This is a genomic window from Bacillus sp. S71 (assembly GCF_016625265.1).
GTDB classification, from domain to species: Bacteria; Bacillota; Bacilli; order Bacillales; family Bacillaceae_G; genus Bacillus_A; species Bacillus_A cereus.
Genome location: NZ_JACVUW010000006.1, coordinates 16,965 through 39,934 on the forward strand (window position 1 = coordinate 16,965; position 22,970 = coordinate 39,934).

Here is a 22,970-nt window from a genome sequence, read left to right on the forward strand (position 1 = left end):
TCCCTTATATTTTCTTTATTTGATAAGCTTTCCCCTGCTTTTGCAAGGGTTGGACCTCAAATGAAGCGAATATATTGAAAGAGAAGGAGGCTGAGCTTAATGATTTATCCAAATGCATTAAAACAAGGTGATACAGTAATGATTATTGCACCATCTGGTCCACCTACAATCGAAAATGTATTAAAAGGTGTGAATGTATTACAAGAGATGGGGTTATCCGTAATAATCGGGAAGAGTGTTTACGAGAAATATGGATTTTTAGCCGGAAGTGATCAAGTTCGGCTTGACGATATACATGAAGCATTTACAAATAATGAAGTGAAGGCAATTTTTTGTGCACGAGGTGGTTATGGAAGTGCTCGTCTTCTTCCTCACATTCAATATGAAGTTATTAGGCAGAATCCAAAAATCTTTTGGGGATATAGCGATATTACAGCTTTACATACTGCTGTTTCACGTTATGCAAAGCTTATAACATTTCATGGTCCGATGATTGAAGAACTAGGAAAAGGTATTGATTCCCTATCTTTATCCTCTTTTAATCAGCTATTCCATCCGTATTCAACCATTTTATCTGCATCAGAATGTATCGTACCTAGCTCTCACAGTACAGTTACAAGTACGTTAGTTGGAGGAAATTTAGCTGTGTTAGCAAGTATAATTGGCTCGCCCTACGAGATAAATACGGACAATACACTTTTATTACTTGAAGACATTGGTGAAGAACCGTACCGCATTGACCGTATGTTAAATCAGCTACTTTTATCTGGAAAGTTTAATGAATGCAGGGGCGTTATTTTCACAAGTTGTCACGACTGCACTCCTTCAAAGCCATCTCAATCATTGCAAACAATATTATATGAATATTTCGCGCCATATCATATACCTGTCCTATTCGATTTACCAATTGGACATATAAGTCCAAACATTGGTATTCCACTTGGAGCTACAGCGACAATAAACACGAATAATAAAACAGTCTCTATTTCTTCTGGTATAGCCACTTCATATTCAAATTAAAAAGTAAAAGGAAAAACGATTACGCTTTTCCTTTTACTTTTACTTTTACTTATAATAATTAAAAATTCGTCCAGATGCGATATCTGCAATTTCTTCTGGAATAAATGTTTTACTTATATCAGTGCCAACATTTAATACAGCTGTAGCATCTTTCTCAATGCTACCAAATAACTCTTTCCCACGTATCGTAATAAGGGGCGTTCCTTCTGGCAACACATCTTTTACAAATTCCATTTGTGTAAAGAACGGAACGATCCATCTACCTTCTCCTTGGAAATGACGCAAGCGAAGTATTCCTTCTGTTGCCCCGTCCTCTGCTTCTAGTGAACCAGCAACATAAAACTCAGTAGATAAGAGCAATTCATAAAATTCCTTTTGCTTCTGTTTATCATCCCCTGCTACAACAAGTACCTCTTCTAATTTCTTTACTGAAATTTGCTCCATATGATGCCACCCCTATTTTCAAAATGATTGTACTTAGATTATACGAAATATTCTTATTTTTTTCTACATAATTCGCAATTATTTTCTTAAAATAATTTTAACACTTCTTTTGTCGTCACAATCGTAGCAAACTCTTCATGTAAATTTACAAGTGTCATATTGTGAATATCTTCTGCACTATACTCTTTACCATCTAAACCTATACGGTTAAAAGTAGCCGTTGCATCACTCACTAAATATGTTGTAAATCCTAAATTCCCTGCCATTCGTGTCGTAGTTTCCACGCAATGATTTGTCGTTAATCCTACAACCACTACTGCATTACATTTGTTCTTTCTTAATTGCTCTTCTAAATTTGTCCCAATGAACGCGCTGTTAACGAATTTCTGAATAACCACTTCACCAAGTAGTGGTTGCACTTCTTCTTTAAAGTTTACCGTTTCCGCTCTCTCATAAAACATTGACTGAGCATTTTCTTTATTTACATGTTGAATATGAAAAACTGGTCGTTTCCTTTTTCTCCATTCTTCTAACAAAATTCTCATGTTTTCTTCAGCAAAAATATTATTTCTCTCGCCCCAATCTGGTAATTGAAATGCCTTTTGTACATCGATTATGATAAGTGCTATTTGATTTGTCATCATTTCCCCCTTAATTTGGCTGTAATTGAAATAGAAAACCAAGTTGTTGTGACGCAGTAATAAAGCAAACATAGGCGCAAAGCTCTACAATTTCTTTTTCTGTCCAATATTGTTTTAAAGCGTGAAACATAGTATCATCTATTGCTTTTCGGTCATGAACAAATGTATGCGCAAAAGTAACGGCTACACCAATCTCCTCTGCCTTTTGCACATCATCAGGTCTTCCCTTTGCCATACAGTACGGACATTCATTCCCATACGCTAATGTTCTTCTCACTTGCTCCTTCAACTCTGCTGAAAGAGTTCCTTTATTGTACAGTGTATCTTCTAACTTACTCCACGAGTGTAATATATCCGAATTATGCCCTAATAACTTTTGAAACTTTGTATCTCCTACATTTGATAATGAAATTCTCTCCATCATTTCCCCTCCTATTTCCTTCTGTTTTATTGTAAAATAAATAACGTTCACTTTACATTTCATATGAATCTTAATTTATATTTTTCCTTTACAAAAATCATTATTTTACTGGAGGTATATTTACAAATGCAACTAGACCGTGTTGATCGAAAAATTTTAAATGAATTATATAATGATAGTCGCCTTTCTATGCGTGAATTGGCGAAACGAGTAAACTTATCTGCTCCGTCTACTGCAGAACGTGTTCGTAAACTTGAAAGTGAAGGCGTTATTCAAAAATATACAATCGATATCGACTATAAAAAAGCAGGACTAGTTTTAGATTGTATTTTAGAAATCACTTTAAAAAATGGTGATACAACACGTATGCAACAGTTTATTCAGTCTTATCCATCTGCAAGTTTTTGTTACCGAGTAACAGGAAGCTTATGCTACATTGTAAAAATTTCTGTTCCTTCACTCGTTGAACTTGAAGAATTTATCAATGATGTTTCTTCATATGCAACGACAGTTTCTCATATCGTATTATCAGAAGTATCTCTTACTCCTGATATTGAACATATCTTCCCAGAAGATTAATTTATTTTTATTCATAAATTATAAAAAAACCCCTTACAATAAGAATAAAAATAATATATTATGTATTAAAATACATAAAATTCGAGAAAGGGGCTTTACATTGAAAATCTGGTTTTATGAAAAAACGGCACAATTAGATGACTTGCTTGGTATTTGGGATAATGTTCCGACCATCCCGCGAATTGGTGAAAAAGTGGAGATTTTAAAGACAGTCCGCACTGTTACAGATATTAAATATGTAAAGAACGGTAATAATTTTCGTGTAGAAATTATTACAAATTAAAAAGTAGCTCCTAAGAGCTACTTTTTAATTATCTATTATGTGCTTTCTTTATAACGATTTTATCTTCTTCTACAGCTACTGTTACATAATCATTTTCTTCTAACCGAAGCTTATTTACAGCCTCATCTGGTAACTCTATGGCCATCAATCTATCGGTTACGATCACTTGACTATACACTTCATTTTCTTGTAATGAATTCACTACTTTTTGCTCATTTATAAAACGTACTGGTGGCACGCCAACTTCTTTTACTGTACGCCATTGTTTCCAAACATACGGAATTAACCATAGTAATCCAACAACTGTAAGACCGATACCAATCCATAAATTACTTTGCGCTTGTAATTCAGTAATTGAGATTGTACCACTTTCTTTTCCACCGAAAAATTGCATACTTGTTGCAATCAAATTATTTAGAGCGTGCACAGCTATATTCGTCCATATATTTTTTGTCTTTATGTATAAAAGACACATAACGACACCAAACATGAACGCACCAATAACATCAAAATGTCCTAGGCCAAAAATAATTGAAGATATAATTACAGCTTTTTTAATTCCCCATTTATGAGCCATTCGCTGTAAGAAAAATCCCCTAAAAATAACCTCTTCCATAATAGGTGCTAACACACATGCTGAAATGAAAGTAAATATCGTCATATATACGTTACTCGTATTAATAACATTTCCGTCTTCTAGCATAGTAACTAAGAAATTCGGTAACGTATGTGCTAATATGTAAAATTGAATCTGAGATATGCCAACTGAAAAAATCATCCCCATTATCGTTGCTAATACAATTAATCCCCAAGATAAACGTCCTGGCTTATCAAAAAAACTGTTAAATACAATATTATTTTTATTTGTTTTTACGTATAGCCAAAGTAACGGAAATACAAAAAATACAGTTATTTGTGAAATAACCTCCATCGTATTCTCAGAAACATTTGCTAGACCTAATGGTATCATTATAAGGAACACCCCTATAATCATCCATCCAAAAAAGCTACGTAGCCTTATACGTGAAAATGCATAGTGCATATAGAACACCTCCAAAGATAGTAAAAGTAAATGGTCGGATAACTACATTATAATATGAATATAGTTGAAACTCTTCCTATTTTTCTCAATTACTTTCAAACAACATAGCTCTTAAAATACCATATCGCTGTTCTTCAAGTTCAATCCAAGTGAAATTTATGTAATAAAAATCCCCGTTTTTACAAGCGGGGATTTCTTTTATTATAATACGTCACGTTTTTGGAATAATGCACTTGATGCTACAAGTAACACAACAAAGTATGCAGCTACAAGTAATAATGAAGTTGTAAACGTAAATTCTGTAAATGTTGGTTCCATTCCACCATTGATTAATTTATTACTATCGTAAGCTCTTAAATCCAAATGGTTGAATACTACAAACTTCGCTACACCTTTTGCAAACATTATTAATACCATATTAATTGCACCTTGTAAGAAGAATAGGAACATCGTAATAATTAATGGTAATACAGATTTTCTAAAGACATTTGCTAGGAAAAATGCAAGTGTTGCAAAAAAGAACGGTGAAAGTAGTTGATATAAAGTGGACTTCATAACGATTCCTAATGTTAATTCTGTTTTACTACCATCCATTACAATACCGCCAATAATCATTGCAATTAGCATACCAGCTAATACGATAAATAACATTGCTAATAACACTGTAATATATTTAGAAAATAAAACTGCAAGTCTTTTTCTTGGACGGATTAACAATTGTTTAATTGTACCTTTTTGGAACTCATCAGTAAGAGTACGGGCAGCAAGTGTAATCCCAAAAATCGTTGTAAATAAAACAATTAAGCCAATCTCTGAGTTTGCATAATCTAAATATGATCCCTTAAACTCATCACCTTTTCCCCACTTCAACATTGCTAAAGTACCTAAAATTTCGAGTGCCGCAATGACACCCATTAAAATATACATACCTTTTTTCGCATGCAACTTTAAAAATTCATTTTGAATTAATTTAAACATTACGCTTTCACTCCCCCAGTAATCGCTAAGAACTCATCCTCTAACGTTTTATTTTGAACAGTAACTCCGTATACAAGCACATCAGCATGAACAAGTTTTTTTACAAGTTGCGGAATGTTGTCTTTTGTTACAGATGCTACAATTACATTCCCTTTTGCTTTACCTTTAATGATTTCATTTGCTTTCTGAACTTCATCTACTTCAAACGCTACAACGACTGCCTCATCATGTTTCACTTTTTCATGTAAGTTGTACTCTTGTACAAACTCACCTTGTTTAATAATAACGACGCGATCACACATTAATTCAATTTCACTCAATAAGTGACTTGATACGATTACAGCAATATTCTCTTCTTTCGCTAAACGTTGTAAATAATCACGAATTTGGCGAATACCAGCTGGATCTAATCCATTTGTCGGTTCATCTAAAATTAAGATTTTCGGCTGATGCAGTAATGCCTGTGCAATTCCTAAACGTTGTTTCATACCAAGTGAATATGTTTTCACCTTTTTATGAATCGCATGCTCTAACTCAACAAGCTTTACAATCTCAGCAATGCGCTCTTTACTAATTGGTGTAATGGCCATGTTCGCAAAATGCTTTAAGTTTTGCATTCCTGTCATATAATCATATAGTTCAGGATTTTCTACAATCGCTCCAATTTGCTCTAGTGCCTTTTCACGCTCCGAGCGAATACTATGTCCACAAATTATAATATCGCCCTCTGTCATTGAAATAAGACCTGTCATCATACGGATCGTCGTCGTCTTACCGCTACCGTTCGGTCCAAGGAATCCGTATACTTCTCCTTCACGAACCTCAAATGATAAACCACGAATAATTTCCGTTCCACCAATCCTTTTTCGAACATTCTCTAACTTTACTACTACGTTTCCCAATGCTGATTCCTCCTTTAGACTTCTAGTTTTTTATCGACTATGTGACCTGTAACTACTAGTAATATAATTGTTAATAAACAATTAAAAAATAGATTTAAAATTGTAACCTCTGTACCAGAATAAAATGATGTATTTAAAAAACCATTTTGATCTATAAATCCAATATTATTTATAGCAAACACATACTTTTCTATTTGCTGAAAAATATACGTTATTCCTCCATTAAATGCGGTAAAAATGACGAATAAAACTAAACAAGCAACTTTATTCATCGATGATTTCACATTTAATAGTTTTACAATTACTATAATAAAATAAATAGAAACTAGCATATTAAGAAAATCTAGTCCCCATAAGAAAATAGATAACATATGATGTAATATTCCATAATTATATAAACTGTGTATTGCTTGCTGAATACCTAAATTAGTTTTTCCATTGTAAATATTTAAAGAAAAATAGTATAGAAAAATGATTCCTATTCCTAGCAAAATCATAAAGAGTAGTACACAGAATAAAATATTTGCACATATATACTTTTTTGCTGAAATAGAAGTATAACGTAGCATAGAGTTTTTTAACATTTTCCGAAAAGACGATATACCTGTTAAAAGAATTGCAAATCCATTTATACCTAGTACGATAAAGAATATAATAATTATTATATCTTGCCTACCTGAAATTCTAACTCCTGAAACTCCTTTCATATTAAATAAAAGAATTAATGAAACTGTAATAAAACCAAAGTAAATAATGGCTATCTTTCTCTTATTACAATTATACAGATAAAGAAAAAGCTGACTCATTTCTCATAGGCCTCCTTAAACAGCTCATGTACTGCTTTACCCTTTTGAAATCGTAGTTCTTCCACATTTTCATGTAATATTATTTCTCCATCTTTCAAAAAGATTACTTCATCGAATATATTTTCGATTTCTCTTATTAAATGAGTCGATATAAGTAGCGTACAATCTTCACGATAAAATTTAAGTATTAACTCAAGTACATGTTCTCTAGAAACAAGATCTATCCCGCCCAATGGCTCATCCAGTACGTATAGCTTCGCTTTTCGAGAAAATGTTAAAATGATTTGCAGCTTCTCTATCATACCTTTTGACAATGCTGTAATTTTTTCTTCTAACGGTATTTTAAATTCTGCAATCGTATCTACCGCTTTTTGAATATCGAAGTCTTTATAAAAATCCCGGTAGAAAAATAAAGCGTCTTTTACAGTCATCCAATCATCAAAGACTGGCTTATCGGACATGAATGAAACGATTTCTTTCGTCTGTAATCCTACCTTTTTACCGTCTATTGTGATACTACCTTCAGAAGGGTGTTGCAAGCCTGCAATCATTTTCAATAACGTCGTTTTCCCGCTCCCGTTATCTCCAACAAGCCCAACGATTTTCCCTTCCGTAATCTCTATGTTTAATTCACGGATCACTGCTTTTAATCCGTATCTCTTCCATAAGTTTTCTATTTTTAATAGCTCTGTCATTGGCTCTCCTCCCTCTTATCATGTAATGAAGAACGAAGAATTGTAAGAATTTCTTCTTCTGAAAAACCTAAATTGTCCATTCCATCTATAAAAGAATGAAGTAATTCTTTCGCCATCTCTTTTCGCAGCTCCATAATTTTCTCCCCTTCATTCGTTACATACCGTCCCATTCCTCTACGTGTTACAACAACTCCATCCCGTTCTAGCTCTTGAAATGTACGCTGAATCGTATTTGGATTCACTTGTAATTCACTCGCTAATTCACGGACAGAGGGAATTTTATCACCAGGCAATAAATGTCCTGTTACGATCTCTTTTTTTATGTATTCCATTACCTGAATGTAAATTGGTATATTTGGAGAAAACTCTATTTTCATTTCTTCCCTCCTTTCGTATCGGTGTACTAGTTAAATAATACACTGATACAAAAAGTTTGTAAATACCCATTTAATTACAAAAAGTTCTATCCGTTAACCGAATAGAACTTCCCAAACATAAATCGCTATATAGAAATAATAGTGTTATGTAAACAAAATTATAAAGAAAAGCTGTCTTATCAATGAATAAGACAGCTTTTCTTTATAATCCTATATTAAAAGTTAAACACGAAGTCATCGTCAGCTAACTTTTCAACGTTCGTTGCTTTTACGTAACCATTTCCTTTTACAGAGAAGAAATCATGGTTTTTCGTATCTGTACGTAAACCATTTAAAACGATTGGGTTAATTTCTTCTTCTTCAAACTTCGGCTCAAGTCCTAAGTTCATAAGCCCTTTATTCGCATTGTAACGAACGAAACGATTTACATCTTCTACAAGACCGATAGAAGTGTAAATTTCTTCTGTATAGGCCATTTCAATTTCATATAGTTCCATTAATAACTCTTGTGTTTCTTTTTGCACTTCTTGTTGCTCTTCTGCAGAAAGTTCTGCGAAGATTTGTTGTGCTAAAATACCGACGAATACGCCGTGAATTGACTCATCCTTTACCTTCACATAAGTTCGCTACTCCTATGCCGTTTATACAGCTTACAGTTTCCTGTAAGAAGAGACTATATCATCTACCTTCTCAGGTAGCCCTCCATTTCGATTTAAGGGATTCTCACCCACCGCTTGGCCCTACTCCTCTTGCGGAATTTCACCGCCATTGGGATAGTCGTTGAACGTTCCTTTATCTACGTATCACACCCACCACTGTTTATACAGTTTTCGATGTCTGATACGGCTTCCTGTGCCGCTCGATAACCCATGTTTTCTTTCAATGGATGCATTAGATTCACCGGCTTGTAGCATCTGAACGATATCCAAAAACATTTCAAGAGTCACACGTCCCCTTGTTTTCAGTTGGTGTTCAGATTTAACCGGCATATAATTTTGCACTTTTCCCCAAAGATATTTATAACGTTTCTTATGTCGAATTAAAGATACATAATTAGGATGAAGATTATACATATCAGCAATTTCTGGATTTGTCTTTCCGCACTTTAGTAGTTCTACAATCTCAAAAAATTGTGCATCTGTAATTTTTGATTGTGGATTTTTTTCACCTATAACACGTTGCCTTTTCTTCTCTAATTGTTCTTCAGTGAATTTAATTCCACCCAATCCTTCTCCGCCTAACGTCAAGTTATAGCCATTATTATAAGAATCATACAGCCAAATATACTGTTGCTCAATCTCACTCAATTCTTCCAATGAACATTCTATTTCCTCTAGAATTCCATATTCTAAAGTGGATTCATATTTACAGTATACTGCTTGTAAATACCTATTATAATGTGTACCACTCTTTAACATCCACATATGTTCCCTAATTCGTTTTAAATTTGAAACGTTCACATCTTTACCAATATAATACTTCCCATTGATTTTTAAATAGTAAATTCCGTACATGTTATCGCTAGATAAAGGCTTCGCTGCTGATTGCCCTATCAGCTATTCTCCTTTCCATCTATTGATAGTTAGAGAATAACCTGAATGCATATATTCATCAATAATAATACAGATAAATTTACAATAGGGGGTCCCAGCAATTAAAAGGGTTTTTCAATTGGTATCTCTACCAAAAGCCGCCATAAGTTAACGGATAATAAGGTTAATAATTTCACCACTTGCCGTCAGTTTACCTTGACCAGCTAAGTAAAGTGGATAGAAAAATCCACTATAGAATAAGTAACTTTCTAAGAACACACTTGCTACCATTGCCATGTATAACTCTTTTTTCGTTACTTCAGGCTTTAATAAACGACGATAGTAACTAGTAATAATACCAGCTTTTTTCTCAAGTAACGGATGATTGTCTACCCAGTCAAAAATATCATCAATTTCTTCTTCTGTAGCTAATGTTGTGAAAATGTGACTATAACTTTTCGCATGTACTTCTTCCATAGCTCCCATGAAAGCTAATACACTTTTCGCTTGTAAATTTTCAAGATGAACAAGTACAAGTGGCATTCCTTCGCCACCTTGTTTCGTATCTAAAAGTGTTAAACCACCTAATACACGCTTATAAGCAATTTGCTCTTCTTTCGATAATTGCACCCAAGTATTTTTGTCAGACGAAACCGCGATTTCTTCTTCTGTCCAAAACTGAGCGATGTTTTGCTTCCAAAACATTAAACTGAAATCATCTTCCTTTTTATTCCAGTTAACAGCGCGCATTGAATCACCCCTATATCTATTATTGTTCTACTGAACGGTTAAATTTCCATCTAACAATGAAAAGCTAACCGTTTAGTAGAACAAACCAAGTATGAGCAGGGTTCATAACCCTGCTCATACTATTGGGTTATTCATTTAGTATGGCAATATGCCATTAAACGGTACACGCCACACACTCTTCCACGCTTAATTTACGTGTTCTCGTATAATACAGACTCTTTAAGCCTTTTTTATGTGCATAGATGTAGTAACGTGCTAATTCACGTGTTGAAATATCACTATTAACGTAAAGAATTGTACTAATTCCTTGGTCAATATGTTCTTGAATTTCTGCGATTAAATCAATTAATTTAAACTGATTCATATCGTAAGAAGATTTATAGTACCAGAACGTATCTTTTGATAAATACGGCATTGGATAATATGTTGTCGCGTTCGCATATGTTCTTGATTCGATTTGACTTACGATCGGCATTACGCTTGAAGTTGCATTTTGAACGTAACTGATTGATTGTGTTGGAGCAATGGCAAGACGATATGAGTTGTATAAACCATTCTTTTGCACTTGCTCTTTTAAACTTGTCCAATCTTCTTTTGTTGGAATATGAATTCCTTCAAATAGTTGCTGAACTTTTTCAGTTACTGGGCTGTAATCTGTCGTTTCATACTTTTCGAAGTATGTGCCATTCGCATAATCAGATTTATCGAAGTCTTTAAATGTCTCGCCTTTTTCTGTAGCGATTTCCATACTTTTCTCAATAGAGTAGTAATTTAACATCATAAAGAATGTACGAGCAAACTCTTTCGCTTCTGCACTTTCATAAGCGATTTTATTTTTTGCTAAATACCCGTGTAAATTCATTGCTCCAAGTCCAACTGAATGAAGCTCGTCATTTGCTTTTTTCACGGTTGGTGCATTCGGAATGATCGTCATATCAGAAACAGCTGTTAAAGCTTCCATTCCTGCATGAACCGCTTCACGAATTTCTTTATTTTCCATTACGTTTACGATATTTAACGATCCTAAGTTACAGTTAATATCACGACGGATAATGTCATCTGTACCGTAATCATTTATTTCTGAAGTTTCTTGAAGCTGGAAGATTTCTGTACATAAGTTCGACATCTTCACAGTTCCAATATCCTTCAATGGATGTTGATTATTTGCATTTGATTTAAACATTAAGTATGGGTAACCAGACTCAAGCTGAATCATAGCGATTTTAATAAGCATATCACGTGCACTAATATCTAGTGGCTTCTTCTTCACTTTCGGATTGCTCATTAATTCATCGTACATTTCATCAATATCAATATCATCTAAATGCTTGCCATATTCTTTATAAACCGTATAAGGTGCGAAAACATGGAAAGGCTCATTTTTCTCAGCAAGCTCAAAGAACTTACTTGGAACGATAATTCCGATTGATAGAGACTGAATACGGCTCTTCTCATCGGCATTTATTTTTTTTGTATCAAGGAATTCAATAATATCCCAATGGAAAATGTTTAAATATACTGCACCGGCACCTTTTCGTTGGCCAAGTTGATTCGCATATGAAAACGAATCTTCGAGCAATTTCATAACAGGTACTACACCACTTGCAGCGTTGTCGATACCTTTAATTTGCTCACCACGTGCGCGTAGCTTAGATAAGTTTAAAGCTACTCCCCCGCCGATTTTCGATAATTGCATCGCAGTATTAATGTTAAAGCCGATCGAATTTAAGCTATCGTCCATCTCTAACAAGAAACAAGACACCATTTCTCCTCTTCTGCTTCTTCCCGCATTTAAAAAGGTTGGTGTCGCTGGTTGGTAGTTTTGTTTTACAATCATGCTTGCGAATTGTCTTGCCTTCGAAACATCACCGCGTCCTAAGTATAATGAAACAATTGCTACACGATCTTCATAGCTTTCTAAGTATTGTTTTTGATCATTCGTTTTTAACGCATAATCTTTGTAGAACTTAGATGCTGCCATATAAGATTGGAACTCGAAGTTTTCACCATAAGCGATGTTATATACTTCCTCTACTTCCTCCAAGCTATACTCGTCCAGAACGTTGTAATAGTAATCATGTTCTTTCATATACTCCATTCGCTCTGCCACGCTATTAAAAGGAACGGTATTCTCTCTAGCTTCTTCCATAAAGACTTCTAATGCCTCTTTATCTTTATGAAGCTGATAAAAACCGTCCTGCATTTGCGTGATTTCATTATTCAGTTCAATGTGTCGCAATCTCCCGCACCCTTTCCTTAAAATATTCTACATCGTTATTTGTTCCAGATAACTCAAATTTTGATACAATAGGCACTTCATATTTAGTAGAAATCTTGTCAGCACTTGCACCGAACATGTCTCCCCAGTTACGATTGCCGCTTGCAGATACGCCTTTTAATTTTTCATTATTGCGCTCTAAAAAGTCTAAAACACGTTCTGGTACATTGCCAAAACCTGTTGTATACGTAATAAGAATAAAGTCTTCATCTATTACTAGATCTTCATCAATTTGAACGGCCGGCATATTTAATTTGTGAATGAAACGCTTCACGTTTCCTGTCATAGAATCATATGCAACTAACATTTCCGACCCTCCCTCTCAAATCTATATTCTCTATATGTTGTTCTTGATTTCTCTATATATTGTATTACGTTTCAAAATAAGACACAAGATATATGTATAAATTCTTTCTTTTTTTAACTTTTACTTTTCGACATGATAGCCGTTTTTTTTCAATACAATGACTATGAAACAACATTCTAAAACTCATGTCAATAAAGTGCTTTTCAAAAAAGTTGTCAACGAATTTAACCTTATTTTTAAAAAAGTTAACAATATATTTTGTCATAAAACGGTAGATGCTGAAGAAATATATTTCTCCAGCATCACGCAAAAAAGAACAGATATGAAACGATAATCTGCTCTAAAAAACGATTACATTTATCAAATTTACCTTATTAAATATATTATACATATACTTTCGTCTCTCGTTACATACTAAAAGATAACTATTATAGAAAAAGATTATTATTATGGAACTTCAATTTATTTATGAAAAGTTTATTCAGAGTGCTCAATACGCAAAATATCTTTTACAAATATGTGATGTGGATTTTCATCTTTATCAAGCATTGTACATACAGGAGCCTCTTCATCAAAGTATACAATCATTCCTTCAACATACTGATATGTATGTTGAACTTGTACAGTTACTTTAATTTCTATCGCTTCTTCATATGCTCTTTTTATTTTCTGAAGCATTTTTGCTGAACATTTTCGTTTCTCTGGATACATAACCATTCCCATAAATCTATTGCCGGCTCTATCTTTCCACATATAATCCCAATGTGGTAAAATGCCTTGTTTAAAATCGCCCATAATTCCCCTCTCCTTTATCTTTTATTTATCCCACATTAAACGTCCAGTTGGTGAAGGTTACTAATCAGTGAGGGATGCCCTGCTGATCAAAATTCCCCTTTATGAACGTGGCGTTTCTGAATATGTATAAATCACTTGCCCGCCTCGCTGTGCGTTACCAATGAAATGCTTAAAGTCTTCTCTATTTACAACAACTTCTCTGAACGTATAAAATACATCTTTCGTAACAACATACTCCGTTATTTCACCATTTTTCAGCTGATCTAAAATTGTATTTGCTAATTCTTTATCCATGTATTTCACCTCTCTGCAATATTTTATTCTATCGTATATTCTATAGGTCAACAACTGTAAAATTATCCCGCTATTTGCGGGTAGTCCGATTGGTGTTGACTACTAATCAGTCGTGGAATGAACAAAAAATCTTACTGATTAACATTTCACTTTATCTTGTTGTTATGCCATGATTTTATTTTCGTTATTTCGCAAACAATATCGTTTTACTATATGTCCACTAAATATCATATACTAACATAGCTACTTCTCTATATCAAACATTTCGGCATTCAATTATGCAAAGTTCCATACCACTATGCTACAATATACAAATAGAACTAGGAGGGATACTATGATTCGGAAAGCAAAAAAGACAGATGCAATGGCAATAGCTCCTTTATTGTATAATGCTCTGCATGAAATTGCTGAAAAAATCACAGGTAGCACAGTTGAAGCAGAAGTATTACTAGGACTTGAGACATGGTTCTCAAAAGAAAATAACCGTCTGAGCTACGAAAACTGTTTTATTTATGAACAAGACGAGAGTGCAGTTGGAATTATTGTCGCTTATCACGGTAGTGAAGCAACACAGCTTGACGCACCAATTGTACATCACTTAAGAGAATTACATAAAGATGAATCGATTACGTTAGAAAAAGAAGCTGAGCTTGATGAGTATTACATTGATACATTATCAGTTTCAAGTGCACACGGTGGAAAAGGTATTGGTTCTAAATTAATTGAAGCTGCCGAAATCTATGCAACTGAAAAAGGGCATGAAAAAATCGCTTTACTTGTTAATTTAGAAAACACACGCGCCTATTCACTATACGAAAAGTTAGGTTATAAAAAAGATGAAATTGTTATGCTAGTAGGCGAACCTTATGCTCATCTCGTAAAACCATTAAACGTCAAAATTTCTATATCTTAAAAAGAAAGCACACGATTTATATAAATCGTGTGCTTTTATGTTAAATTCGTATTTAATATATTTCCATCCATCGCCTCGTGAAACGTATATGTTGTACATCCCCATGGCTTTCTATGCAAAATAGGAGAACCAGACCATCCCATTGCCCTCAGCTCCGTTCCAATCATCGAATTAAAATAATTATGACCTACAAGAGCAATACTTCCATGTACGAGAGCATAACGATGTAACAGGTAAGCCGCTTGCCTTGCCCTCTCTCTTACTTCCTTATAAGACTCAACATCTTTATGGTAGCCAAGTATCCATAATGTGCGCCCAATGAACATCCATACCTTAATTGTGCATTTCAACCACTTCGGAGCAAAAAAGTATGAAGGAACTTCAGCTTCTCTAAAAAGAGAGTTTTGCATAAAAGATAAAGAATCCGTTAATTCAGCTGCTGATTGTACAGCACGCCTTTGATCACTTGTTAAGACAAATTTCGCTGCTTCAATTGCCTCTATTGTTTCTATCGGCATTTTAGCTTTTTGTATCATTGACTCGGAATCATACTGTTTCATCCATTCGTGAAATGAATTAATTGTCATCGGTTCTCTTATACGACCTAAACAACCATGACGAATAAAAGAAATCTTCATTCTTTTCACTCTCCATTCATCACTTACGAACTCTATTATGCACTAGTTCTAAACATCATACCACGCAAGAAAAGAAAGTCATATACTTTTACATCTCCCCACCACTATCATGCGTTATCGAAGCATGGATACCATCCATCCCATCAAAATATGTACTCGTATCATATTGACGAATCTTTTTTAAATGCATATAAGAAAATAAAAATAAAATTAAAGCTATAACACTCCCCACAAATTCAAACATCATTTTACCGCCTCTAATTTCTCCCACTTCAGCAGGTTATTCTACTTTTTCATTATACCTCGATATAAAGATTCTCGCATTTTTGCTATTTTTTTCAAATAACATGGATTTTCTACATATTTTCTTACAAAAAGTGAATATTTTTCGAATTTTTACTTTGGAAACATTTACAAAGTAGGAAATATGGTTCAAAATAGGAGGAAATAAAAAAAACCCAAATTTATTCTTTTTTTGGGAAAACTGTAACAAGGAGAGTTGCTTATGCAGATCGCAGAAACTGGAGATATCATCGAATTTAAAGGTGGAATGCAAGGCCGTGTTCAAAAAGTAAATCAAAACTCTGTTATTGTTGATATAACAATTATGAAGAATTTTAGAGAACTAGATATGGAACCTCTTACAGTTGTAAGTCATAAAAACTATACTGTCATTAATCAAAATGCATAATATAATAGAAAGAAAGGGCCTGTATAGTATACAGGCCCTTTCTTTCTATTAACGATTATCAATTGTTTCCGGATATAGATCGTGGTTCATCATGCGGTAGTCAGCCATTTGTTCATACTTCGTCCCTGGGCGACCGTAGTTGCAGTATGGATCAATTGAAATGCCACCACGTGGTGTGAATTTCCCCCATACCTCAATGTAACGTGGATCCATTAATTTAATTAAATCGTTCATAATAACGTTCATGCAATCTTCGTGGAAATCACCATGATTGCGGAAACTAAATAAATACAACTTTAAAGATTTACTCTCTACCATTTTTTGCTCTGGAATATAGCTAATATAAATTGTTGCAAAATCTGGTTGTCCTGTTTTCGGACATAAACTTGTAAATTCAGGACAATTGAATTTTACAAAATAATCACGGTTTGGATGATTATTATCAAATACCTCTAATATTTCTGGGCTATATTCAAATAAATATTTTGTATTTTGATTTCCTAATAATGTTACATCTTTTAAATCTTCATCTAATCTTCCAGTCATTTTAAACATCCCTTCTCGTTATACGCCGCGTTTATTTCCCCATACTAACGCATGAAGCTGAGGCAATACTTTTGCATCATTCATCTCTTTACAATTTACAGCTTTATCAATCAGCCACTCATACTTATCTAATAATTTTTTAATAAGCATCGCATCATCCACTGTTTTTGTATCATCGTTTCCTACTTGCAGGAAAAATGGTACACCTGGATAACGTTCGTGCATCTTAACTGCATATTCAAAATCATGATCATCGAATACTACTACTTTTAAACTAATATCTTTTCCTGCTAGTTTCTGAATAATAGCATCTAACTTCTGAAAATCTGTTTTCATCGTCGAACTTGGTGGTTTTGGAGAAATTGTTACCTCATCAATTTGAAGTAACCAATCTTGCCATTTACTCCCTTGCGTTTCAATTGCCGTTCGCATTCCATTTTCTTTTAATATTGAAAGAAGAAACTCAATATTTTTCAGTAATGCCGGATTTCCGCCTGAAATCGTAACATGAGAAAAATTTTCTCCTCCAATTGCAACAAGCTCATCCCAAATATCTTCTGGTGTCATCTGTCTAATTTGATCTTTAGCTGATCCATCCCACGTAAAAGCAGAATCACACCAAGCACAGCTATAATCACAACCAGCTGTACGGATAAACATTGTCTTTTGCCCTACAACCATTCCTTCACCTTGAATAGTCGGACCGAATATTTCTAAGACAGGGATTTTACTCATCAAGCATCCACTCCCGTCTTACTTCCGCATAACTAGTCGGCGTCTCAAATAGACGAACAAATTCAACGCGAGCTCCTTTATATTCGTTCACTCGATTCTCTTTTGTTAGTGCTTCTGCCATCTTTTCATAAATCCAAACGACCATATTTTCAGCAGTCGTATTCATTGCAGGTAACGTTTCGTTTAAATAACGATGATCTAAATAAATTTCGATTTCATTCTTCCAAATTTCTTTTATATCTCCAAAGTCAATTGCAAGACCTATTTCATTTACATATCCACTAATTCCAAATACAACTTTATATGTGTGACCATGTAAGTTTTTACATTTCCCTTCATAACAGTGTAAATGGTGTGCTGCATCAAATGTAAATTCCTTGCTGACCATTACTCTTTTATTATGGTATTTGAGTTGTTTACGCTGAATATCCTTGTCCATTTTTTGCAAATTCTCTACGATGCGAAATCCAAAAAAGTTATCCATTAGTTGTTCGCTCCTTCGCGTTCCTGTAGGTACGTATCTAATCCTGCTTTACGAAGTTGACATGCTGGACATTCACCGCAACCATCACCAATGATTCCGTTATAACATGTTAATGTTTTTTCCTGAACAAACTCAAATGCTCCAAGTTCATCTGATAATTTCCATGTTTCAGCTTTATCAATCCACATAAGTGGCGTGTGAATGACAAACGGGTAATCCATAGATAAATTTAAAGTAACGTTTAACGATTTCACAAACACGTCACGGCAGTCTGGATAACCACTGAAATCAGTTTCACATACACCGGTTACAATATGACGTGCTCCAACTTGTTTTGCCAATACAGCAGCAAATGATAGGAAGAGTAAATTTCGTCCATCTACAAATGTCGACGGCAATTCACCTTCTTCATGTGTAATCTCCATATCCGTTCTCGTTAACGCATTTGGAGCAAGTTGATTTAATAGACTCATATCTAGTACCGTATGCTTTATTCCTAGCTCTTTTGCAATTTCCGCTGCACAATCAATTTCTAGCTTATGACGTTGATTGTAATTAAATGTTACAGCTTCTACCTCTGCAAACTGCTCTATTGCCCAAAATAAACATGTCGTACTATCTTGTCCTCCACTAAAAACAACAACTGCTTTTTCTTTTTTCATTTCACTCATTCTCCTTCTCTACTATAAATAAGAAGAAAGAACGTTCTTGAACTGTCACAATAAAAAAACAAAACAATACCTAAGGATATTGTTGTTTCCATAGTTTTTTATAGAGGGAGTTCGCGAACCTCTCCCGCGCGGTACACGGAATTTCTTCTTTCATTGACACAGCTTATTGTAACATATTGTATACTAGCGTAAAAATTTCTGATTTTTCCGCTATTTATCATTTCATTTCTTTCATTTTATAGTATGATTAATTTAATATAAGAAGAGAGGAGGCATCCCACTGAAATCCTTTATTATTTATCTCTTTTTAAATATATTATTCATCCTGATTACAATGCTCGTATATCATTTATTTTGGAATCAAAAAGGGAAACGCTCTCCTAAATTAAATTCAGCTATATTCATTGTACTCTGTTGCCTCGCTACCGTACTCTGTATTACATTTGCAGCAAAAACAAATAATGGTTTTCAATTTGATATGCGCCATATTGTATTAATTGTCGGTACATTAACGGGAGGGCCTATTGCTGGTGGTTCTATCTTAGTTGTATTAAACATATATCGCTTATTATTAGGTGGGATCGGTGTTTTCCCATCTCTTATCGGTTCTGTTCTTCTATTTATTGTTCTACTATTAACATATAAATTTTTCAATCGAACTTCTAATCGTATAAAAATAACACTTGCTATTATCTACAGTCTCACATACGGATTTAGTTGGATACCCTTCTTCCTTTCAAAGGTTACAAATAAGACTGATTATATACCGCATATTATTGTGTATGAGTTATGTTCAATGCTTGGTACGATTCTAATTTTATATTTACTACACATATTACAAACTCAAGTTCGTCTCCAAAACGAACTTATAAATGCTGAAAAATTTCATTTAATTGGTGAAATGGCAGCGTCTATCTCTCATGAAATTCGCAATCCATTAACTTCAACAAAAGGGTTTTTACAACTGTTACAATCAGATACATGCACTGAGCAGGAACGAAAATTATATATCGATATTGCCATTAACGGCATTGAACAAGCAAATCATGTTCTTACAGATTATTTAACCTTTGCTAAACCAAGCATTGAAAAAGAACAAACATTACAGTTAGAAGAAGAATTACTACATGCATTGTCGTTAATTACACCGCTTGCTAATTTAACAAATGTACGTACTCATTATATAAAGCAAAGCACTTCTTTTTTTATCGCTGGAGAAAAGCAAAAACTAAATCAATGTTTATTAAATATTTTAAAAAATTGCATTGAGGCTATGCCAAAAGGCGGTGATCTTTATTTCACATTAGTTCCTGACCATAAGCATATTCAGTTATATATAAAAGATACAGGAGTCGGTATGGATTCAGAACAAGTAAAACGTCTTGGCTCGCCTTTCTATTCAACGAAAGAAAAAGGCACTGGACTTGGAATGATGGTCGTATTCAGTGTTGTTCAAGCTATGAATGGAAAAATTGATATTATAAGTGAAAAAGGAATCGGTACAACCTTTTTATTAACTTTTCCACTCATACAAAAAACGTGATGAAATAATCATCACGTTTTTTCTGTTCCTTCAACTAATTCAGCAAAAGCTTTCACTTTTCCGTGCGGTTGTTGATTTTCTTTACGCGCTTTCCAGGCACGCTCTTCTTCTCGCTTCTTCTTAGACATATTTTTTCAACTCCTTCTTTTCTTTCTCCATGTAGTATTCCAAAATAAGAAAGAAAACTATGCACGTATCAAAAAAAGAAGTGGTTTCCCACTTCTTCCACTTTAGCGCTGCAAAATTGCATGTTTCGCCTCTTTTAATTGCGTAAGATGTCTTTGTTCATGCAAATCAAGAAATTGAACCCATTGATACAAATTCAGATCATTAAAAACAGGATGCTTTAATCCATTTTCAAATAGATCTTTTTCATCTATAACACTATGAAGCGCATGTAATAGTTCTTGTCGTGAATGTTCTAGTAATTGAATTCCTTGCTGTTTTTTCATTAAAGTTTCTGTTGGTTGCATTTGCTGAGGAGCTTCTCGTTTATGTGTGCGATCAAGCGTAAGTTGGAGGTCTTTAAATGGAGTCATGTTTCTTTCATTTTTTTGTAAAGCATATACAAGGGCAGACGTGACAGATTGTTCAACTAAATGCAAGTGGTGTAAAATTTGAATAATACTCCATTTATCACGGCGTGGCTTTACATTCACTTCTGTATCATTTAACATTTCAATTTCTGATAATAGCGTGCTTCGAGTAGACTGTAATGAGCTTACTAAACTTTCTAAACTCACATCCATATTAGATTGAAGCATACTTCTTTCCCCCCTTTTTGTTGGTGAAAAGAGGTGCTCCTTATTAGAAACACCTCTTTAGTATTCTGAATTTTCTTTTATTATCTCATCATTTTCCCATTATGTCGATGTTAAACATGTGAAAAAAAGCGCATGTTTTTTACAATTTTGTGTCGTCAATCGCATGTAACCATGCTTCAATTTCTGTAATAACACTTTTCACACAGCCTTCAGCAAATGGTGATGTTAAATTTGCAACTTCTACTAATTCTAAGAACGATTTACTTCCACCTTGTTGGCACAGATTCACATAATCTTCCCATGCCTCTTGTCTATTATCTCTTGCACGTTTCCAAAATTGTAGCGCACAAATTTGAGCAAGCGTGTAATCAATATAATAGAAAGGTGAGCTATAAATATGCCCTTGACGTTGCCAAAAACCACCGCGCTCTAAATAATCATTATCCTCATAATCACGATGCGGTAAATATTTCTTCTCTATGTTACGCCATGCTGTCTTACGCTCTTCAGGTGATGCTTCAGGATTTTCATATACATAATGTTGATATTCATCAACAGATACACCATAAGGTAAAAACAGAAGTGCTGAACTTAAGTGAGAGAAGTAATATTTATCTGCATCTTCTTCAAAGAATAGCTTCATCCATGGCCATGTAAAGAATTCCATACTCATAGAGTGGATTTCACATGCCTCATATGTTGGCCAATTATATTCTGGAATTTCAAATTTACGACTTTCATATACTTGGAAAGCATGACCTGCTTCATGTGTTAATACATCAATGTCACCAGATGTTCCATTGAAGTTTGAGAAAATAAATGGCGCTTTATAATTCTCAATATATGTACAATATCCGCCACCAGCTTTTCCTTTTTTCGCAACTAAATCTAATAAATCGTTATCTAGCATGAAATTGAAAAATTCATCTGTTTCAGCCGATAACTCTTTATACATCGTCTTTCCATGATCAACAATCCAATCCGCATCTCCTTTTGGAGTTGGGTTACCTGTAGCAAACTCAAAGTTTTCGTCGTAATAAGCTAACTTCTCTACACCGATACGTGCTTGTTGTCGCTTTCTTAATTCCGTTGTAACGGGAACGATATAATCCAGCACTTGCTGACGGTAATTAGCCACCATCTCCGCATTATAATCTGTACGGTACATTCTTGCATATCCAAGTTCAACAAAGGTTTTGAAACCTAAAGATTTTGCGATTTTCGTTCTCACTTTAACAAGCTCATCATAAATACGATCTAGTTCTTCCTCATTTCCAGCTAAAAATCCGTAGTATGCTTCACTTGCTGCTTTACGTTCGCTTCTTTCTTTTCCTTGCATAAACGGAATCAATTGCGATAACGTTCTTTCTTCTCCAGCAAAGTCAATTTTTGCGGATGCTAATAACTGTGTATATTGCGACGATAATTTATTTTCTAATTGTAAATCTTTCACGACTTCATCTGAATATGTTTTTAAATCACATTCTGCTAGAGCAAATAATTGTTTTCCATAATACGCCTCTAATTCTTCACGAAATGGAGAATTAATAAGTGCCTTATAATATTTTGTACCATATCCTTGTACAACTGGAGAGAATTCATCAAAGAAATCCTGCTCCTCCTTATAAAAAGTATCCGTCGTATCAACAGAATGGCGAATGTAACAAAGGTTTCCCATTGTACCAAAATCGTTGCGAATTTCATTAATTGAATGAATGACTTGTTTTTGTTCTTCTACAGTTTTTGCGTTATCAAACTTCTCTAAAGCAACAGTAAATTTCTCTTTTAACTCTTCAATATTTGGGCGTTTATATTCATAGTCTTTAAATGACATGAACGGG

At 34.1% G+C, this 22,970-nt stretch carries 29 protein-coding genes, 2 pseudogenes and 1 riboswitch; of the genes and pseudogenes, 6 read left to right on the forward strand and 25 right to left on the reverse strand.

Translation table 11 applies throughout. The annotated features are described in order from the left end of the window. The first annotated feature begins 99 nt into the window (after positions 1-99). A complete protein-coding gene (locus tag IBT51_RS15170; RefSeq protein WP_000640064.1) occupies positions 100-1,020 on the forward strand; it encodes a S66 peptidase family protein in 921 nt (306 codons plus the stop codon). Positions 1,021-1,065: 45 nt separating this feature from the next. On the opposite strand, the gene IBT51_RS15175 is transcribed toward IBT51_RS15170, so the two are convergent. From IBT51_RS15175 to IBT51_RS15185, 3 genes are all read right to left on the reverse strand, one after another. Further along, positions 1,066-1,464 (reverse strand): SseB family protein, encoded by a 399-nt coding sequence (locus tag IBT51_RS15175; RefSeq protein ID WP_000435265.1) that lies wholly within the window; start codon positions 1,462-1,464, stop codon positions 1,066-1,068. A gap of 86 nt (positions 1,465-1,550) precedes the next feature. Further along, positions 1,551-2,105, reverse strand: a complete 555-nt coding sequence (locus IBT51_RS15180) for a cysteine hydrolase family protein (RefSeq protein WP_000184436.1) — start codon at positions 2,103-2,105, stop codon at positions 1,551-1,553. 10 nt (positions 2,106-2,115) lie between these two features. Beyond that, entirely contained in the window at positions 2,116-2,526 is a 411-nt protein-coding gene (locus IBT51_RS15185; protein ID WP_016082359.1) for a carboxymuconolactone decarboxylase family protein, read from the reverse strand. Positions 2,527-2,652: 126 nt separating this feature from the next. Between IBT51_RS15185 and IBT51_RS15190 the strand changes: the two genes are divergently transcribed. Beyond that, complete coding sequence (locus IBT51_RS15190) at positions 2,653-3,105, forward strand: Lrp/AsnC family transcriptional regulator (RefSeq protein WP_001175498.1); 453 nt, start codon at positions 2,653-2,655, stop codon at positions 3,103-3,105. Positions 3,106-3,205: 100 nt separating this feature from the next. After that, on the forward strand, positions 3,206-3,388 hold the full coding sequence (locus IBT51_RS15195) for a DUF3913 family protein (RefSeq protein ID WP_000707107.1): 183 nt from the start codon (positions 3,206-3,208) through the stop codon (positions 3,386-3,388). Positions 3,389-3,416: 28 nt separating this feature from the next. On the opposite strand, the gene IBT51_RS15200 is transcribed toward IBT51_RS15195, so the two are convergent. The 13 genes and pseudogenes from IBT51_RS15200 to IBT51_RS15260 form a co-directional block, all read right to left on the reverse strand. Continuing rightward, on the reverse strand, positions 3,417-4,430 hold the full coding sequence (locus IBT51_RS15200) for a CPBP family intramembrane glutamic endopeptidase (RefSeq protein ID WP_200458391.1): 1,014 nt from the start codon (positions 4,428-4,430) through the stop codon (positions 3,417-3,419). A 201-nt stretch (positions 4,431-4,631) separates the two neighbouring features. Further along, positions 4,632-5,408, reverse strand: coding sequence for an ABC transporter permease (locus IBT51_RS15205; RefSeq protein WP_000475456.1), 777 nt, complete (start codon positions 5,406-5,408; stop codon positions 4,632-4,634). Next, entirely contained in the window at positions 5,408-6,310 is a 903-nt protein-coding gene (locus IBT51_RS15210) for an ABC transporter ATP-binding protein (RefSeq protein ID WP_088022509.1), read from the reverse strand. The genes IBT51_RS15205 and IBT51_RS15210 overlap by 1 nt, the downstream gene beginning before the upstream one ends. A 14-nt stretch (positions 6,311-6,324) precedes the next feature. Beyond that, positions 6,325-7,116 carry an ABC transporter permease gene (locus IBT51_RS15215; protein WP_200458392.1) on the reverse strand — a complete coding sequence of 264 codons (792 nt, stop codon included), beginning with the start codon at positions 7,114-7,116 and terminating at the stop codon, positions 6,325-6,327. Beyond that, positions 7,113-7,811: an ABC transporter ATP-binding protein gene (locus IBT51_RS15220; RefSeq protein ID WP_000137746.1), complete on the reverse strand. Its 699-nt coding sequence runs from the start codon at positions 7,809-7,811 to the stop codon at positions 7,113-7,115. The genes IBT51_RS15215 and IBT51_RS15220 overlap by 4 nt, the downstream gene beginning before the upstream one ends. Beyond that, complete coding sequence (locus IBT51_RS15225) at positions 7,808-8,188, reverse strand: GntR family transcriptional regulator (RefSeq protein ID WP_000687503.1); 381 nt, start codon at positions 8,186-8,188, stop codon at positions 7,808-7,810. The genes IBT51_RS15220 and IBT51_RS15225 overlap by 4 nt, the downstream gene beginning before the upstream one ends. 215 nt (positions 8,189-8,403) lie before the next feature. Continuing rightward, a pseudogene (locus tag IBT51_RS15230) lies at positions 8,404-8,799 on the reverse strand (ribonucleotide-diphosphate reductase subunit beta); the annotation flags it as partial. 192 nt (positions 8,800-8,991) lie between these two features. Further along, positions 8,992-9,702, reverse strand: coding sequence for a GIY-YIG nuclease family protein (locus tag IBT51_RS15235; RefSeq protein ID WP_200458393.1), 711 nt, complete (start codon positions 9,700-9,702; stop codon positions 8,992-8,994). Between the two features lie 189 nt (positions 9,703-9,891). Then, a pseudogene (locus tag IBT51_RS15240) lies at positions 9,892-10,470 on the reverse strand (ribonucleotide-diphosphate reductase subunit beta); the annotation flags it as partial. A 154-nt stretch (positions 10,471-10,624) separates the two neighbouring features. Further along, positions 10,625-12,709, reverse strand: coding sequence for a class 1b ribonucleoside-diphosphate reductase subunit alpha (nrdE, locus tag IBT51_RS15245; RefSeq protein WP_001215839.1), 2,085 nt, complete (start codon positions 12,707-12,709; stop codon positions 10,625-10,627). Then, on the reverse strand, positions 12,696-13,055 hold the full coding sequence (gene nrdI, locus IBT51_RS15250; protein WP_000959447.1) for a class Ib ribonucleoside-diphosphate reductase assembly flavoprotein NrdI: 360 nt from the start codon (positions 13,053-13,055) through the stop codon (positions 12,696-12,698). The genes nrdE and nrdI overlap by 14 nt, the downstream gene beginning before the upstream one ends. A gap of 477 nt (positions 13,056-13,532) precedes the next feature. Beyond that, positions 13,533-13,850, reverse strand: a complete 318-nt coding sequence (locus IBT51_RS15255; RefSeq protein ID WP_000502199.1) for a hypothetical protein — start codon at positions 13,848-13,850, stop codon at positions 13,533-13,535. A gap of 99 nt (positions 13,851-13,949) precedes the next feature. Further along, positions 13,950-14,144, reverse strand: a complete 195-nt coding sequence (locus tag IBT51_RS15260) for a hypothetical protein (protein WP_000356686.1) — start codon at positions 14,142-14,144, stop codon at positions 13,950-13,952. 334 nt (positions 14,145-14,478) lie between these two features. Here IBT51_RS15260 and IBT51_RS15265 point away from each other — a divergent pair, with 334 nt between their 5' ends. Beyond that, positions 14,479-15,057 (forward strand): GNAT family N-acetyltransferase, encoded by a 579-nt coding sequence (locus tag IBT51_RS15265; protein ID WP_000619547.1) that lies wholly within the window; start codon positions 14,479-14,481, stop codon positions 15,055-15,057. A gap of 35 nt (positions 15,058-15,092) precedes the next feature. On the opposite strand, the gene IBT51_RS15270 is transcribed toward IBT51_RS15265, so the two are convergent. Further along, positions 15,093-15,695: a hypothetical protein gene (locus IBT51_RS15270; RefSeq protein WP_000703093.1), complete on the reverse strand. Its 603-nt coding sequence runs from the start codon at positions 15,693-15,695 to the stop codon at positions 15,093-15,095. 88 nt (positions 15,696-15,783) lie between these two features. Beyond that, complete coding sequence (locus tag IBT51_RS15275) at positions 15,784-15,942, reverse strand: hypothetical protein (protein WP_000971063.1); 159 nt, start codon at positions 15,940-15,942, stop codon at positions 15,784-15,786. A gap of 258 nt (positions 15,943-16,200) precedes the next feature. Between IBT51_RS15275 and IBT51_RS15280 the strand changes: the two genes are divergently transcribed. After that, a complete protein-coding gene (locus IBT51_RS15280; protein ID WP_001165082.1) occupies positions 16,201-16,386 on the forward strand; it encodes a YkvS family protein in 186 nt (61 codons plus the stop codon). Between the two features lie 48 nt (positions 16,387-16,434). Here the strand turns inward: IBT51_RS15280 and queF are convergent, their stop codons facing one another. The 4 genes from queF to queC are packed head-to-tail and all read right to left on the reverse strand — an operon-like array spanning position 16,435 to position 18,813. After that, entirely contained in the window at positions 16,435-16,932 is a 498-nt protein-coding gene (gene queF / locus IBT51_RS15285; RefSeq protein ID WP_001986050.1) for a preQ(1) synthase, read from the reverse strand. 18 nt (positions 16,933-16,950) lie between these two features. Next, positions 16,951-17,667 (reverse strand): 7-carboxy-7-deazaguanine synthase QueE, encoded by a 717-nt coding sequence (gene queE, locus IBT51_RS15290; RefSeq protein WP_000036299.1) that lies wholly within the window; start codon positions 17,665-17,667, stop codon positions 16,951-16,953. Further along, a complete protein-coding gene (gene queD, locus IBT51_RS15295) occupies positions 17,660-18,151 on the reverse strand; it encodes a 6-carboxytetrahydropterin synthase QueD (RefSeq protein ID WP_000368414.1) in 492 nt (163 codons plus the stop codon). The genes queE and queD overlap by 8 nt, the downstream gene beginning before the upstream one ends. Then, complete coding sequence (gene queC, locus IBT51_RS15300) at positions 18,151-18,813, reverse strand: 7-cyano-7-deazaguanine synthase QueC (protein ID WP_200458394.1); 663 nt, start codon at positions 18,811-18,813, stop codon at positions 18,151-18,153. Before queC ends, queD begins: the two co-directional genes overlap by 1 nt. A gap of 93 nt (positions 18,814-18,906) precedes the next feature. Beyond that, positions 18,907-18,950, reverse strand: a riboswitch (PreQ1 riboswitch). Positions 18,951-19,156: 206 nt separating this feature from the next. On the opposite strand from queC, the gene kinB reads away from it, so the two are divergent. Beyond that, positions 19,157-20,365, forward strand: coding sequence for a sporulation sensor histidine kinase KinB (gene kinB, locus IBT51_RS15305; RefSeq protein WP_000964151.1), 1,209 nt, complete (start codon positions 19,157-19,159; stop codon positions 20,363-20,365). An 11-nt stretch (positions 20,366-20,376) separates the two neighbouring features. Here kinB and IBT51_RS27045 read toward each other — a convergent pair whose 3' ends face one another. From IBT51_RS27045 to IBT51_RS15315, 3 genes are all read right to left on the reverse strand, one after another. Further along, positions 20,377-20,493, reverse strand: coding sequence for a DUF6254 family protein (locus tag IBT51_RS27045; protein ID WP_000038355.1), 117 nt, complete (start codon positions 20,491-20,493; stop codon positions 20,377-20,379). A gap of 102 nt (positions 20,494-20,595) precedes the next feature. Continuing rightward, positions 20,596-21,129 (reverse strand): DinB family protein, encoded by a 534-nt coding sequence (locus tag IBT51_RS15310; RefSeq protein ID WP_000941977.1) that lies wholly within the window; start codon positions 21,127-21,129, stop codon positions 20,596-20,598. A 139-nt stretch (positions 21,130-21,268) separates the two neighbouring features. Beyond that, entirely contained in the window at positions 21,269-22,963 is a 1,695-nt protein-coding gene (locus IBT51_RS15315) for a M3 family oligoendopeptidase (RefSeq protein WP_063546912.1), read from the reverse strand. Positions 22,964-22,970: the final 7 nt, after the last annotated feature.